Origin of the sequence: Bradyrhizobium sp. AT1 (assembly GCF_001590795.1) — a bacterium.
Taxonomy (GTDB): domain Bacteria; phylum Pseudomonadota; class Alphaproteobacteria; order Rhizobiales; family Xanthobacteraceae; genus Bradyrhizobium.
Genome location: NZ_JXDL01000001.1, coordinates 3,481,403 through 3,497,726 on the forward strand (window position 1 = coordinate 3,481,403; position 16,324 = coordinate 3,497,726).

The window sequence follows — 16,324 nt, forward strand, 5'->3', positions numbered from 1 at the left end:
CCCTACCGGCGACCCGGGGGCGGCAGTTTCGTTTGGGACCAGTTGCGGGCCCCGGAACCGGATGGACCGGGACCCGCCAAGGCCTGTGAGTCGCTGGATCAAGCCAGCAAGAAGTTGCCATTGTGCAGCGTGCCCGTCGCATTTTGCAGGCTCACGTCCATGTCACTCGTTCCGTCGCCATCGATATCTATCTGGAGATAGTCGTTGCCCGGCCCGACATTCTGCAAATGGGCCGAAGCCTGGTTGCCACCGAGGAGCTCCGCGCCTCCCACATACTCGATGTGGTCGCCGATGACGCCGATGCCTGAGAACGTGAAGCTGTCGTTATCCGCATCGAAATTGTGAATGGTATCCGCCGCCCCCGCGGCGGAATCCGCGGTGCTGAGGAAGCGGAAATTGTCATGTCCCGCGCTGGCAAAGATTTCATCCGCACCCGCGCCGGCTGTAATCGTGGTGTTGCCCGACGTGTTGCCGATCGTGATCCGGTCGAAATTCGCGGCGGCATTGACGGTCTCGACGTTGGTCACGATGATGTCGTAGACGTTCGAATTGAAGTTCAGGGTGTCGTTGCCGTCGCCGAGATCGATCACGTTCGCCGGGCTGCCTTGCAGGGTCAGGACGTCGTCCGACGAGCTTCCGTTGAGCAGGTTCACGTTCCACAGATTGTCGAACGAATTGCTACCCTCGGCGAGATTGAGGACGTTGGCCGTCCCTTCTCCGAGATTGACCGTTACGCCGGACACGGTGTCCAGCAGCGTGAGCGTGTCGTCCGACGGAAAGAGATTGCCGGTGAAGTCGCTGCCGTTGAGGTTTTCGACGCCGCTGATGCTGAGCGAATTGACGCCGTTGGCGAGCCACACCCAATCGTTTCCGCCGCCCATGTCGATGGCGACACCGTTGATGTCACTCGTCAAGGTGAGCTGATTGTCGCCCGAATTGCCGTTGATGTGCTCGACACCGGTCGCGGCGAATGTAGCAAAGTTTCCGCCAAGGACGATCGTGTCCTGGCCGTCGCCGAGATCGATCGCGACGCCGTTGGCCGACCCGATCGAGCCGGTGACGGTCAGGGTGTCGTCGCTCGCCGTTCCGTTGACGTGGTTGACGTCGTAGATGTTCACGAACGAGTTGGCGCCGGCCGCGAGGTACATCGTATTGTCGCCGTTGCCGAGGCTGATATTCAGGCCCGTGACCGTCGTCGACAGGGTGAGCACGTCGTTGACGCCCGGAGTCGCGCCGTAATCGGTTCCGCCGATATTCTCGACGCCGATCAGGCTGAGCGTGTTGGCACCGCCCGCGAGGCTGAGCTGATCGTTGCCACCGCCGAGATCGACGACCAGCCCGTTGGCGTTCGCCGTGAGATTGACGAACTCGTCGTTGCCGGTGCCGATCACGTTCTCGACGCCGGCGAGATTGAGCGTGTAGCCGTTGCCGAAGGTGCCGTTAAGCAGGACGGTGTCACCCGTCCCCGCCCCCAGATTGAGCGCGTGCCCGAAGATGTTGGACCCGACGCGGAGATAATCGTCTCCGGCCGTTCCGATCACGGGCGCCGAGTTGGAGAATTGCTGCGTCGAGAGATCGATCGGGCTCCCCAGCGTCCCCGACGATTGCAACAGGATGCCATCGCTGAACTGCAGAACTTCGACGTTGCTCAGCGTGTCGGTGCCGTCGCGGTTCGCAACATTGTCCTGGACCTGGATCGTCGCCGAGGTCGTGACGGTGTATTGCGCTTGCGAACCCGAGAAGATCGCCATGTCGGTGCCGGCGCCGCCGTCGATCGCGTCATCGCCACCCTGGCCGGTGACGCCGTCATTGCCGCCGCCGGCGTTGATGGTGTCGCCACTGCCGCCGCCGAAGAAGAACTCGTTGTTCGAGCTGCCGACCAGAAGGTCGACCTGGTTCGAACCCTGGACGCTGTTGACACCGCCCAAGATAACGTCAGCACCCGCCGCACCGCTCACATGTCCGGTCGAAAGGTCGACGGACACGCCGCCCCCGCTCGCCTGGGAATAGGAGACCCTTGTATTTCCGTTACCTGTGATGGTGTCGTTACCGAGCAGGCCTTCGAACAGGTTGAAGGTGCCGAACGATCCGGCCGAGGTGACACCGGTGAAGCCGGTGGCATTGTAAGTGTCATCCAGACTGCTGCCGGTCGCACTGTTGACGCCCACATAGGTGTCGGTCCCGATCGAGCTGCCGCCGGTTGCTGTGCCGGCCTGCAGGTTGACGGTCACGGCATCGGTCGCGCTGGAATAGATGATTCGGGTGTTGCCGTTGCCGGTGATCGTATCGTTGCCGGCCAAGCCTTCGAACTGGTTGAAATTGCCATTGTTGCCGACGTTGTTGGTCGCGCCGTTCTGGAAGCCGACGGCGCCGAAATTCGTGGCCGTAAAGACGTCGTTGAACGTGGTGCCCTGGGCCCCCTCGATCCCGCGGAGTGTATCGTTGCCGATCGAGGCGTCTCCGGTCGCGGTGCCTGCCGTGAAGTCGATGGTGACAGGGCCGGTGGAGAAGTAGATGTTGTTGTAGCTGACGACGTCGAAGCCGCCGCGGCCGTCGATGAAATCGTCGCCGGCAAGGCCGGTGAACGTCTCCGTCGCCGTGGTGATATTGCTGCCGCGGATGATGTCGTTGTACATCGACGCCATCACTGCGTTGACGCCGCTGAACGTATCGTTGCCCGTGGACGCATCGCCGCTTGCGGTGCCGGCCAGCAGATCAACGACCACCGCGCCAGTTGCGTTGGTGAAGGAAACGCGGGTGTTGCCGTTGCCGGTGATGCTGTCATTGCCTCCCATGCCGATGAATTCGTTGAAGGTCCCGTTGGAACCTGCATTTTGGCTGAGTTGGCTGAAGCCGCCGGCATTGAAGACGTCTGCGGCGTTCGAGCCGCGCACGGATTCGACCGATCGCAGCGTGTCTGTGCCGACCGTCGTGGCATCGCCCGTTACGGTCCCCACGGCCAGCTGAACGTTGATGCCGCCGACCGCGGCCGGATCGAGCGCATAGTCCGCCCGGTCGAAGCCAGTCCGGCCGTCGATGAAATCGTCGCCGGCACGGCCTTCGAAGATTTCCACGGTGCCGGGGCCGTTGGCGCTGCCGAGCAGTTGGTCGGCAAAGCCCGAGCCGACGACGCCTCCGAACCCCGAGCCCACGAGGGTATCGGTGCCGACTGAACTATCGCCGACCGCCGAATGGGCCGCCAGATCGACGGTCACGCTGCCCGTTGCGCTGACGTAGGAGATGCGCGTCAGGAGCGCACCCAGGCTGTTGGTCGCGCTCGTGATGCTGTCGTTGCCGCCGCGGCCTTCGAACTCGTTGAAGCCCACATTGGTGCCGGCAATGCCGGTATCGCCGGTAAAGCCGGTCGCGTTGAACGTGTCGGCATAGTCGCTGCCGACGATGGCTTCGATGTTCACCAGCGTGTCGGTGCCGGCGCCCGGACCTGTCACGGAGCCTGCCGCGAGATTTGCGGTAATGCCTCCCGTTGCCGCGACATAGTCGGCGCGGTCGAAACCGAGGCCACCATCGAGCAGATCGTTGCCGTCGAGGCCCTTGAGGCGATCGTTGCCCGCAAGGCCACTCAGATTGTCCGCGTAGGCGGTGCCGACCAGCGTATTTGCGTTGCCGTCGCCGACGAGATGCACGCCCTGCCCCAGGACGAAGTCGGCAGCCGTGAGGTTCGACAGCGTCACGTTCAGCAGCGTGAGGGTGTCGCCATTGCCGAAGTCGATGACCGTGTTCGACCCCTGTTGGGTCGCAAGTGCCTGAATGTCGGCACGGCTCGAGACACCGGGGACGCCCGTGAGATCGATCTTGTCGGCGTCCGCCTGCAGGAAGTCGACGATGGTGTCGGCGCCGCCGCCGGTGGCATAGGCGAAGGTGTCAGCGCCAGTGCCGCCGTTCAGGCTATCGTTGCCGGCACCGCCGCCGAGCAGGTCGTTGCCGCTGTTGCCGAACAGCTGGTCGTTGCCGGTAGAACCGGTGATGGTGTCGTCGAAGTTCGAGCCCGAAACGTTGGTCACGCCTCCCGTAATGGTGTCGTGGCCTACCGAGCCGTCGCCATCCACGGTGCCGTTCGCGAGGTTGACGATCACGCCAGAGGTGGCGTTGGCGAACATCAGCTGCGTGCTGCCGTTGCCGGTGATGAGGTCGTTGCCGCCTTGGCCCTGGAAGGAATTGAGCCCAATGAAGGCCGTCGCATCGTAAGTGTCGGCATAATTGCTGCCATAGGCGCTGTTGACGCCGGTGAAGCTGTCATGTCCGACCGAAGCGTCGCCCGTGACCGAGCCGGCGATCAGGTTGACGGTGACGCCGCCCGTGGCATTCGAGTAGAGCAGCCGCGTGTTGCCGTTACCGGTGACCTGGTCGTCGCCGCCGAGGCCTTCGAACTGGTTGAAATTGCCGAACGAGCCGGCGTTGGCGCTGACGCCGTTGAAGCCCGTCGCCACATAGGTGTCGGCATAGCCCGTGCCCTGAATGCCTTCGATCGACCGCAGCGTATCCGTGCCGATCGACGCATCACCGGTCGCCGTGCCAGCGGCCATGTCGACGGTCACGCCGCTCGTGACCGTGCTGAGGCTGTTGTAGATTGCGGTGTCGAAGCCGCCGCGGCCGTCGATGTAATCGTCGCCGCCGAGCCCCGTGAAGTTGTTGTTGAAGCTGCTCCCGAGCAATGTGTCCGAGAAGGTCGAGCCCTGCACCGCATTGACGCCGGTGAAAGTATCCGTGCCCTCTGTCGCACCGGTGGCGCTGCCGACCACCGTGACCGCATTCGTGGTTCCGATGACGCTGGTCTCGAGGTCGACGCTGACGCTCGCGGCCGCGATCTGGTAGTTCAGGCGGGTAGAGCCGTTGCCGATGATGGTGTCGTTCCCGCCGGCGCCGGCGAAATCGTTGAAGGTCCCGGAGGAACCGACATTGGTCGCGCCAGCCTGGCCGAAGCCGGTCGCATCGAACGTGTCGTCGAAATTGGTGCCGCGCGCGGCCTCGACGCTGCGAATCGTGTCGGTACCAACAGTCGCATCGCCATTCACGGTGCCCGCGGCGAGGTGAACATAGATGCCTGACGTGGTGGTCGTATCCGAATTGTAAGTGACCTGGTCGTAGCCGCCGCGGCCGTCGATATAGTCGTCACCGCCGCGACCTTCATAGGTCTCGTAAGTGAAGGACGCATTGTTGCTGCCGTAGATCGTGTCGTTGTACGCCGAGCCCCAGACCGTCGAGACGTTGGAGAAGGTGTCATGGCCGACGGAGGCATCGCCGTCCGCGGTCCCTGCCCCGATGTCCGCCGTGATAGCGCTGGTTGCTCCCAGATAGGACATCCGGGTCACGATCTGCCCCAGGGCGTTGATGTTGCCGACGACGATGTCGTCGCCGCCACGCCCTTCAAACTCGCTCTGGCCGATGGCGACGCCGGGCAGACCGGTCGAGCCGGTAAAGCCGGCCGCGTCGAACGTGTCGGCAAAATCGCTGCCGATCACCCCCTCGATGTTGACGAGCGTGTCCGTTCCGACGCCCGGCCCCGAGGCGGTGCCAGCGGCGAGGTTGGCGATGATGCTGCCCGTTGCCGCGGCATAGATGGCTCGGTCGAAGCCAGATCCACCGTCGAGAAGGTCGAGACCGCCGCCGCCCTCGAGCATGTCGTTGCCCCCGAGGGCAACGATCGTGTCATTGTGCGACGTACCGACCAGCGTATTGGGATTGTCGTCTCCCACGATCGGCGTTCCGAACACGAAGTCGCTCGCGGTGAGAGAGCCGAGATTGACGTTCTGCAAATACAGGGTATTGCCGCCCCCGAAGTCCAGGCTGGTGTCCAAACCATTTTGCGTCGCGTGAGCCTGCACGTCGGCAAGGCTGAACACTCCGTTGACGCCCGTCAGATCTACCTTGTCACCATCGCTATGGAGGAAGTCCTGGACATAGTCCGCACCGTCGCCGGTCGCGTAGATGAAAGTATCGGCACCGGTACCGCCGCTCAAATAGTCGTTCCCGGCACCTCCATCGAGGACGTCGTTGCCGGCATTGCCGAACAGAGTGTTGTCGCCATCGCCGCTGGTGAGGATGTCATTGAATATCGTGCCCTGGACGGCCCTGACGCCGCCCGTGATCGTGTCATGCCCCACCGACGCATCGCCGTCGACGGTTCCCGCCGCAAGGTTGACGACAACACCACCTGTCGGATTGCCGAATGTGATCTGCGTATCGCCGTTGCCGGTGATGATGTCGTTGCCGGCACCGCCCATGAAGTTGTTGAACGTTCCGTAGACGCTGTTGAAGCCGGTTGCGTCGTAAACGTCGGCAAAGTTGCTGCCGACAACCTGGTTGACGCCGGTGAAGGTGTCATGGCCGACGCTACCGTCACCGCTCGCGGTGCCCGCCGCCAAATTGACCGTCACGCCCGAGGTAGTGGCATTGCCATACTGAATTTGAGTGTTGCCATTTCCGATGATCTGATCGTCGCCACCCAGGCCCTGGAATATATTGAAATTGTTGTTCGGGCCGACGAATCCGGTCGCGTCGTAAAGATCGGCGAAATTGCTGCCGTTGACGGCGTTGACGTTGGTGAAGCTATCGTGACCGACGGACACATCACCCGTGACCGTGCCGGCACTCATGTTGATGGTCACACCACCCGTAGCGCTGCCGTAGATTAGCCTCGTGCTGCCATTGCCGGTTACGACATCATCTCCGCCAAGGCCTTCGAAATTGTTGGAAGCGCCGTTGTTCCCGACGTTGAGTGCGCCAGCCTGACCAAAGCCTGTCGCATCATAGGTATCGGCGAATATTGTGCCCTGAACGCCCTCGATCGAACGCAAACTATCGGTCCCCGTCGAGGCATCGCCGGTGACCGTGCCGCTCGCCATATTGACGTTGACGCCACCCGTGACGAAGGTCAGGTTGCTGTATTGAGCGGTGTCGAACCCGGCGCCACCGTCGATCTGATCGTTTCCGGCGAGCCCCATAAAGACTTCGCTGGCACTGCTTCCATTGATGACGTCGCCAAACAGCGATCCCATCACCGCATTGACACCCGTGAAATGATCGGTGCCGACCTGCGCGATGTCGCCGGCCGCGGTACCGTGGGCCATTCCCAGGGCAAGATCGACCGTCACGCCATCGAGCGCCAGGGTGTACTGAACCCGGGTCGCGCCATTTCCGCTGATCGTATCGTCGCCGCCCATACCTTCGAAGTTATTGAAGGTGCCGAACGAGCCGGCATTGGTGCTCACGCCGCTGAAACCGACGGCGCTGTAGGTGTCGGCGAAATTGGTGCCGCGCACTGCCTCGACCGAACGCAACGTGTCGGTACCGACCGAGCTATCACCCGTGACAATGCCGGCGGCGAGGTTGACCGTTATGCCAGATGTCGTCGCCGCGTCGTTATTATAGCTCGCAAAATCGTAGCCGCCGCGGCCATCGATCAGATCATCGCCGCCGCGTGCATCGTACTGCTCGTAAGTGCCGCTGGGATTGTCGCTGCCGAGCAGAGTGTCGGCATAGACGGAGCCGACGATCGCGTTGACGGCGCTGAACGTATCGTGTCCGACCGAAGCATTGCCATCTGCGATTCCCGCAGCGATGTCGACCGTCACGGCCGCCGTGGCACTGGCATAGGATACCCGACCCAGGATTTCACCGGAAGCATTGACTGAGCCGATGATGGTGTCGTTCCCGCCCCTGCCCTCGAACTCGGCCAAGCCGATCGCGGCTCCCGGGATTCCGCTGTCACCGGCAAACCCGGTAGCATCAAACGTATCAGCAAAGTCGCTGCCGACCGCGCCTTCGATGTTGACGAGCGTGTCCGTTCCGATGCCCGGTCCAGATGCCGTGCCCGCTGTAAGATTGACGGAAACACCACCGGTCGCGTCGGTATAGACCGCTCGGTCGAAGCCCAGACCGCCATCCAGATAATCACTGCCACCCAGACCCTGCAGCCGATCATTGCCTCCGAGGCCGCTGATGGTTTCGGCGTTCGCCGTGCCAACGAGCGTATTCGCATTGCCGTCGCCGACGATCGGCGCCGCGGGCGTGCCGAATAGGAAGTCGCTCGCCGTCAAGCTGCTCAGAGTGACGTTCTGAAGGGTGAGGCCTTCACTCGGGCTGAACGTGATGATGGTGTTGGAACCGCTCTGCACGGCATGCGATTGCAGATCGGCGAGGCTGTAGATGCCGTAGACGCCGGTCAGATCGATCTTGTCCTGGCCATGGACGAAGTCCTGGACGAAGTCGAAGCCGCCGCCGGTCGCATAGACGAAAGTGTCCGTGCCGGCGCCGCCGTTGAGGGAGTCGTTGCCGGCACGACCATCCAGGATGTCGTTGCCGACATTGCCTGAGAGAATGTCATTGCCCGCGCTGCCGATGATGGTGTCGTTGAAATTGGATCCCGCCACGTTGAACACGCCACCGGTGATGGTGTCATGGCCGACCGAGCCGTCGCCGTCGACCGTGCCCGCGGTGAGATTGACGCTCACGCCGCCGGTCGCGTTGCCGAACTGGATCTGTGTATTGCCGTTGCCGGTGACGATGTCGCTCCCGGCATTGCCCTGGAATGAGTTGAAATTCGCGTTGGGACCGGTGAAGCCCGTCGCATCGTAAATGTCGGCAAAATTGCTGCCGAACGCACTGTTGACGCCCGTGAAGGCATCCTGGCCGGTCGAGCCGTCGCCGGTGGCGGTACCACCCGCGAGATTGATGGTCACCCCGCCGGTCGCGTTGACGAAGATCAGGCGCGTGTTGCCGTTGCCGGTGATCTGGTCGTCACCGCCGAGGCCTTCGAACTGGTTGAACGTCCCGTTGTTACCGATGTTGGCTCCGCCCGCGCCGTAACCGGTCGCATCGTAAGTATCGTCGAAATTGGTGCCCTGAACGCCCTCGATCGAACGCAGCGTATCCGTGCCGTTCGACGCATCGCCGGTGACGATGCCGTCCGCCATATCGACGGTGATGCTTCCTGTGGTGAAGAAGATGTTGTTGTAGGACGAGACATCGAAGCCGCCACGGCCGTCGATGTAATCGTTGCCGGCAAGGCCGGTGAAGGTGTCGTTGGTCGCACCGCCCAGCAGCGTGTCGTCGAACATCGACGCCTGGACGGCATTGACGCCGGTGAATTGATCAGTGCCGACGGATGAATCGCCGCTGGCAATGCCGGTGACGAAGTCGACGTGGACGCCGCCGGTCGCGTTGTTGAAACCGAGCCGCGTGAAGCCGTTGCCGGTGATGAAATCGTTGCCACCGTTGCCGGTGAACTCGTTGAACGTCCCGTTCGAGCCGGCATTGACGCTGCCCGAGCCGAAGCCGGTGGCATTGTACGTATCGGCAAAATTGGTACCGCGGATCGCCTCGATCCCGCGCAACGTGTCGGTTCCGATGGTCGAATCGCCGGTCACGACGCCGCCGGCCAGATTGACCGTGATTCCCGTCGTCGTGGTCGGATCTACGTTGTAGTCCACGCGGTCATAACCACCGCGACCGTCGATGTAGTCGTTGCCCGCAAAGCCCGAATACACCTCCGCGGTGAACATCGGGTTGTTGCTGCCCAGAATCGTGTCGTTGTAGGCGGAGCCCCAGGCACCGTTAAAGCCGGAGCCGACGAGGGTGTCATGGCCCACCGACGCATCACCCTGCGCATAACCGGCGGCGAGATCCACCGTCACCGCCCCGGTGGCGCTGACATAGGAGACGCGCGTCAGCTCCGCTCCCTGGCTGTTGGTGTTGCTGATGATGGTGTCGTCGCCGCCCTTGCCTTCGAACTCGTTATAGCCGACCGGGCTCCCGGGGACATGCGCGTCGCCGGTGAAGCCGGCTGCGTTGAACGTATCGGCAAAGTTGCTGCCGATGGCAGCTTCGATGTTGACGAGCGTGTCCGTGCCCACGCCTGCGCCGGACGCCGTTCCCAGCGCGAGGTTGATCGTGACGCCGCCGGTCGCGTCGGTATAGACGGCGCGGTCGAAGCCCGGGCCACCGTCGAGAATATCGTCGCCGGAGCCGCCGGTCAGATAGTCCTTGCCGGCCCCGCCGAACAGGATGTCGTTCCCGTCACCGCCGCTGATGCGATCGTTGCCGTCCTGGCCATCGATCAGATCGTTGCCGCTTCCGCCAGCCAGCACGTCATCACCGAGCGTGCCGAACAAGGTGCTCCCGATCGGGGTCAGCACGGCATTCGCAACCTGGGTGTCGAGATGATCGACGAATTGGTCGGTCAGCTGGTCGATGGAACTTTGATCCGTAAAGTCAGTCGTCGCCAATTTGTCGGCGGCTGCGCCTTGGGCGACCTGGCCGGCTTGCGCCAGCTCGGTGACGTTCGTGGCCGTCTGGATGCTGTCGTTCGCGGCAGCAACGACCTCGATGACCGTCGCGGCAGCGGCCGTGCTGACACCGGACAGCGTGACAACACTCTGAACCGTATCCGAAGACGCCAGATCGAAGGCCGGCGCGTTGGGAACGGTCTGCGATGCGGTAATGGCCCCTGCAATCGCTGAAATGACGGCATCGGGCGCCACGCCGACTGCCGACACCTGCGCGACCGTGCTTTGGACCTGGATGGCCGCCGCAAGCACCGCGGTCGCGGTCGCATCGCCACTCACCGCCGCGGGCACCGGATCGTACGACAGCAGGTCGATGGGGTTTTGGGGATCGGAGGCAAGATTTACGTTGAACGCGGCGGCGATGGCGCCGATGGCCTGGTCCACCGTCAGCGGGTGCTCGTCATTTGCCGTACTGTCGACCAGTGCGACGATCAACGTCGTCAGCGGCGTGATGACTGTGGAGCCCTCCGGCGCCCTCAGCACGCCCGCGACCTGCAAGCCCGTCGAGATATCGACGCCGCCGATGCTCACGAGCGGACCGGATCCGCCCGCCAGCGTGAAGCTGCCGTCGGCCCGCGTCGTGGTGTAGGCTTCGCCCGCGTCGAGTATTCCGTTGTTGTTGGCATCGGCAAAGACGGTCGCACCGCCGATATAGCCGTCGATATCCAGCGCGTTGATCTCGTTGGCGCCGGATTGCACGGTCAGTTGAAGGGAGCCCGTGCTCACCGCCTGATGAACACCGTCGTCGGAGATGGCAGTCACATGCAGGGTGAACGGATCCGGGCTGCCGACGGCATGATTCGGAATCAGGACGACGTTCTGAATCGAGTCCCCCGTCACCAGCCAGGTGCCGTCTCCGATCGCCGCGCCATTCTGGACCGTGAAGCTCGACGGCACCCCCTCGATCTTCACCGACAAGGTGCTGCTGTGGTCGATCTTGGTCGCCGCAATATTCAACGTGATGTTGCTGTCCGCGGCGCCCGACGAGTTTTGAACGTTCAGACTAGGCGCGTCCTGCGAGCCGTGAATGTCGAAGCTGATGGTCTTGGTCGTGCCGTCGACCGACGCGACCGTAAACGCCTCCGTCTTGACGTCGTTGGCACCGAGATATTGAACAGCAGCGTTGTCGACAGCATAGGTGTAATGGCCATCGGCCTGCAGCGTCACCGTTCCGAGATTCGCGGATGCCGTGACCTGGCCGGCCTGGAACGCGGCCTGGTTCTGGTCGGCATCACTGATGGTCAGCTGGCCGGATGCCGTCAGCTGGCCGTCCTCGGTGACGTCGTGCTGGTCGGGATCGCCGATGGCGGCGGCGTCGTTGACGCCATGGACCGTGAAGGTCACGTCCTTGGTCGTGCCGTCCACGGCCTTGACGGTGAAGGTCTCGTCGCGGGTTTCGCCCTGGCCGAGATATTGAACGAGGTTGTTGGCGACAGCATAGCTGTAGGCGCCATCGGTGCCGATCGTCAGCGTCCCGAGATTGCCGGGCGCCGAGGCGACGACGGTCTGGAACGAATTCTGATTCAGGTCGACATCGTTGATCGACAGCGTGCCGGACGCCGTCAGGACGCCGTCCTCGGTGACATCGTGCTGACCAAGATTGCCGATCACGGCTGCGTCGTTGGTGCCCGTGATGTTCACCACGATGTCGCGGGTAGCGGTACCGTCGACTGAAGCGACCGTCAGGGTGTCGGTGACCTGTTGCCCTGCGATGAGCGGGTTCGACTTCACGGGATCGAGCGTATAGGTCCAGGCGCCCGTCGCCGCATTGAAAGTGAAATTACCGTAGGTGCCGGCAAGCGAGGGCGGGACTGCGAAATGATCCTGGCCGGTGTCGGCATCAGCCACCACAAGCTTGCCCGACGCGTTGGGGTCGCCGGCCACGGTTCCGGCCTCGGTCACGGAAATGTCCTGGCTCCCCGACACCGTGATCGTGGCCGCGTCGTTGTTGCCGGTGATGGTCACCGCGAGCGTCGACGAGCCCGTTCCACCGTGGTTGTCGGCATTCGTATAAGTGAACTGCTCCGTCACCTGCTGGCCTGCGGCGAGCGCTTGCACGGAGGAGCTGGAATTGTTGAGCGTGTAGGTGTAGGCGCCGGTCGCCTTGGTGACCACCAGCGTTCCATAGGTGCCGACCACGGTGATCGTGGTGCCGTTGTCCGCGCCTCCTGCCACGGCCGATATGGTATGGGTATCGCTGGCATCGGCGTCCGTGTCGTTTGCGAGCAGATTGCCGCTGGCAACGGTCGTCACGTCCTCCTTGACGGAAGCGGTATCCGCGACCGCGACCGGCGCGTGATTGGTCGGGCCCTCGATGACGATTTCGACCTTTTCGATCGAGGCGACGGCGAGGTCGAAGCTCCTGAACGCGTAGTCCGCGCTGCCATAGCGCGCGATGAGGGCCTGGATGGCCGCAACATCAGACCTGAACGAGGCCGAGTTCGCCATCGTTTGCGTGACCACGAGGCGGAGCGTGTCCTGGCCCTTGCCGCCGTCGTAGATATCGACGGAGCCCACATTCTCTGAAGCACGATAGATCAGGATGTCGTTGCCGTTGCCGCCGCTGGCGATGTCGGTGCCGGCGCCGCCGTCGATGACATCGTCGCCGTTGTCGCCGGAGATCAGGTCGTTGCCCGCACCACCGAGCAGCGTATCGTTGCCGTTGCCGCCGAGAACTATGTCGTTGCCGGTGCCGCCATCCACCGTGTCGTTGCCGTTGCCGGCGTCGATGATGTCGTTGCCCGCACCGGCATTGATGATGTCGTTGCCGTTGCCGCCTTGAACGAGATCATTGCCCGCTCCGGCGCCGACGGTGTCGTCGCCATTCCTTGCATTGATGATGTCAGCCGAGCTGGAGCCGGTGATCTGATCGTTTGCATTGGTGCCGTTAATGATCATGGCGATTCATCTTTCTCGATATGGCAACAGGCATCGCTCGCGAGCGCGCGGAAGCGGCTTGCGTTATACGGATGGAGAAATCTTCAATCGTCGAAAGCAGAACGCGATATGGACGCGACGCATGACGTCGTGCGGTCGCTCATGGTGAGCCCCCTCCCGTAACCTTCCCGATTTTTCCAGGTTCGCCGTTAGCCCAACGGCGCGAGTTTGAAATGACGTGGTCTTGTTATTGTTCGACGCCTAGCGCCGTTGCTCGGCATCGCCTGAATTCTCGAAGTCGCAAATCTCCGACCGTCGAAAAAACTTTTCTGATAATTGCAAATTGTTTCCACTGTTACATGACTGCGTCAAGACAGCACAGCTGCTAACCTTAAGCAGGCTGTGAACCGACCGGTGCAGCTGCGAAGGCCCGCGTCGCCGATCGGTGATCGCGCGCGACCTGAGCATTCCGAAGGAGCGACGCTTTGCCGGACTGCTGCACAATATGGGGTGGAACGGAGCGAGCGCCTTCCCTGCCCGACCTGATGTCACGACATCGCTTAAGCTGCCGAGCAAATGGGCTACCACCGCTGATAGCGCCGGCGTGCCATTCGCGCCCCGGCCCGTTGCGCAGACTGCGACACTCTGACGCATCCGGGTCTCGCTGCCGGATATCGGCAGCGGAGAGCTAGCACCAAAACCAACTGGGCTCGCGCAGGGCAACGTCATCTCAATCCCGGAATGAAGCCTATTCCTCCTCCATGGAATAGCGCGCGTGCGTCCTGACGCATGACCCGAATGGGTCATCCGGGTCCTGGTCGCGCCACCTCTACCGGGACGATCCTGCTAGACTTTCGTCGAACGCCCCGTACCAGGAAAAACAGGCAAGAGGGCTTGCGTCGAGCCGCCTCCTCACGAAGCATCACCGGTCAGGGAAACGCGTTGGAAGGCCCCAATGTCAGGGGTGTTTCTGCATGGCTTGCAGCACAGATGCCGGCCAGCTTGCAGCGAATGCCCGGGGCTCAGCGGAGGGGGACCGCGCTTGAGGACCAATAGAATCGACGATGAGGAGCTGTCGAAGGTCCTCAATCGACTTGGCGAGGCCGCCGTGAATCCGGAAGCATGGCGTGCCATCATGGATGACATCTGCAGGGCGGTCGGAGCGTCGGCGGCCCTGCTGCTTCAGAGCGACGTCAGGACCCCGGACGTTCCCCGCACGGCATCGATCGCCGAGGCGACCGACTTCTATTTCAGGAACAACTGGCATTTGAAGGACCCGCGGGCCAAGGCTTTTCCGCGCATGATGGCGGGCGAGGTCGTGACCGACCTCGACGTGATGAGCCCCGAGCAGATTCGCGCCGATCCCATGTACAACGAGGTGCTGTTTCCATTTGGATACCGCTGGTTTGCCGGCATCGGCTTCTGGGCCGACAGCGCGGCCTGGGCGCTGACGCTGCAACGAACAGGCCGCGAAGGCGCATTCGAGGCGCGCGACAAGCAATTGCTGGTGCAATTGGCGCCCCGCCTGACCGAGACTGCCACGCTCGCGACTGTGGTTGGACGGGCCGCGCTGACCTCGATGACCGACGTCCTGGATCGGGTTCGACAACCCGCACTGGTCCTCGATCGGGACGGAATGGTCCTGCGCACGAACGCGGTGGCGGACCGCGGGTTCGACGACGAGATCCGGATCAGGGATCGGCGTCTCGTTCTCCGCGACAAGCAGGCGATGACGAGGTTCGATCAGCTGATCAGCATGATCCGCTCGACGCCGGACGCCGCCGCCATTCCCGCCTCTCCGATCCTTATCCGTCGGACGACCAAGCCACCGGTGGTCTTGCGCACATTGCCGGTGGACGGCGCGGCGCGCTCGGTCTTCCTCGGCGCGCGCGCCATGGTGATCCTGTCCAACCTCGTCCCGCGTGCAGCGCCGGACCCCGCGCTGATCGGCCAGGCCTTCGATCTCACACCGGCGGAATCCCGACTGGCCGCGCTGCTCGCAACCGGCGCATCGCTCGCCAGCGCCGCCGAACATTTGCGCATCTCGCGCGAAACGGCACGCAACCATCTGAAGTCGATCTTCTCGAAGACGGGAGCGCATCGGCAGTCGGAACTGGTCACGCTGGTTTCGCAGTTGGGGTGACATTTGGCTTATGCCCGTCGGCGACCGCATGTTTCGTCTGAGCAGGAACGAAAGGCCTCAAGCCTTCAGGTGTTTCAGCTGAAGGCGCGGCCTCGTGTTTGCGGTCCGCTTTCTATTTTCGGCCCCGAGCCGCCACGGATACATTCATCAGCAAGAGAAACAACGCGCTGGTCGCCTGATATCTCGCCACCACGCGCTTCCTCGCGCGTCCTCGCATGATAGCCTTTCGGCCGCGGGAGCCGATGCTCCACTCCCAGCTCCGCGAACGCTTACGCATCTCAAGCTCGAAGAACGAGAAGCCGTCCAGGCCCACTAGACTGTCTCCCAACGTGTTTGACGTCATTTCGCTACTTGACGATCTGCCGGCACCCTCGTCCCATACGAACGCAAGAACGCTGGACGCAATGGGCGGTCGCTGGAAGCGATATGCCAAAGCGGACCGGCTGCGCCTCCCCCAAATGGGCTAGGCCGGGGCCAAGAAAATCAGCGCGGGCAGGTACGCTGCGTGCCCCAGCCGCCATCTACGACCCCGAGCTTCGCGCCGAGGAAAATCGCCGAGTTGGCGAAATGGTCCGGACAAGAAGCATGAGTTGCGCTCCCTAATAAACCTGATCGGCCTGATAAATACGCGCGATGGCGTCGCCGACGAGCACCTTGCGGGAAAAACGTCGACACATAAGCGGCTTACGAGCCTTCCGCAGCGCGCGGGGACGCCAGAAACAGGAGCAAGAACAGGAGATGATCAGGGTCGTTACAGGGGGCGAACAGGGCTGCAGCAGGGGTCCATCGTGCAGCGGGGGGCGGGATAGGAGATGCGGAAAGAAACGGGTGCATCGGATTCGATGCGACGAAGGTGTTCGAGAGCGCCGACTTGGCCCTGCACCCTATAAGCGCGATTAGGCCGCCCGGGGATGGAGCCCTGTCCGTTCAGTCTTCAAGACCGGACACGGTTAGTTCGCCCCAAGCCAGTCGGCTTCGGGCCACATGCGGACGTCCAAAA

The 16,324-nt window shown here is 62.8% G+C and carries 2 protein-coding genes; one reads left to right on the forward strand and one right to left on the reverse strand.

Annotation, left to right across the window (positions count from 1 at the left end; genetic code table 11):
- Positions 1 to 98: 98 nt before the first annotated feature.
- Entirely contained in the window at positions 99 to 13,202 is a 13,104-nt protein-coding gene (locus SE92_RS16335) for a VCBS domain-containing protein (RefSeq protein ID WP_063196686.1), read from the reverse strand.
- 1,021 nt (positions 13,203 to 14,223) lie between these two features.
- On the opposite strand from SE92_RS16335, the gene SE92_RS16340 reads away from it, so the two are divergent.
- Entirely contained in the window at positions 14,224 to 15,324 is a 1,101-nt protein-coding gene (locus tag SE92_RS16340) for a helix-turn-helix transcriptional regulator (RefSeq protein ID WP_063196687.1), read from the forward strand.
- Positions 15,325 to 16,324 lie beyond the last annotated feature (1,000 nt).

Bases quoted from the DNA above. Each gene is read 5' to 3' on its own strand.
- SE92_RS16335 (WP_063196686.1), bottom strand. From the start codon at position 13,202: ATGATCATTAACGGCACCAATGCAAACGATCAGATCACCGGCTCCAGC.